Origin of the sequence: Vibrio sp. 10N.222.49.C9 (genome assembly GCF_041474985.1) — a bacterium.
Classification (GTDB): Bacteria; Pseudomonadota; Gammaproteobacteria; order Enterobacterales; family Vibrionaceae; genus Vibrio; species Vibrio crassostreae_C.
Genome location: NZ_JBFRVD010000603.1, coordinates 1 through 628, shown reverse-complemented (window position 1 = coordinate 628; position 628 = coordinate 1). Strand labels below are relative to the sequence as shown.

The 628-nt window shown below is 37.7% G+C and carries 1 pseudogene; it reads right to left on the bottom strand.

Annotated elements, in window-relative coordinates:
• Nucleotides 1-167: 167 nt before the first annotated feature.
• Nucleotides 168-628, bottom strand: a pseudogene (locus AB4585_RS24685) (glycosyltransferase); the annotation flags it as partial.

Below are 628 nucleotides of genomic sequence, written 5' to 3'. Positions count from 1 at the left end.
TTCACTACTGAAAACGTAGTGAAGACGGCGAAAGAGCTTCTAGCTTAGATACAAAGTATAAAGATGACCGTAAAGCGAAAGCTTTGCGGTCTTTTTCTTCTTGGCTAGCGAGTGTATGAGTGTATTACAATGCGAGAATATACTATGTTTTGTCTTCAATTATAAATTTAAGGGCGATGTTTAGACTCAATATAGATTCTACCTACATATTCCCCTATGATGCCTAGCGCAGTCAGTTGTACCCCTCCTAGAAAAAATATACTTGTCATTAAAGATGCCCACCCGTCGATAGAGTCCATTGTTAATTTAACATAGATAGCGTACATTCCGCCTGCGAATGAAAGTAAAGCAATTATTAACCCTATGTACGTTATTAACCTTAAGGGGGTAGTGGTTGTAGAGGTGATAGCTGTAAGAGCAAGTGAAAGCATTTTTCTTAGTGGGTATTTAGATTCTCCCGCTTCTCTAATTTTTCTCTCGTAGTAAACGGAAGTACAGTTGAACCCTAATTGTGGAATTAAACCTCGAATGTAAAGGTTTGATTCTTTATAACCAAGTAGAGCATTTAAAGCCGCGCGACCAAGTAGTCGATAGTCAGCATGATTTTCAATTTGCTTAGAATTAAACT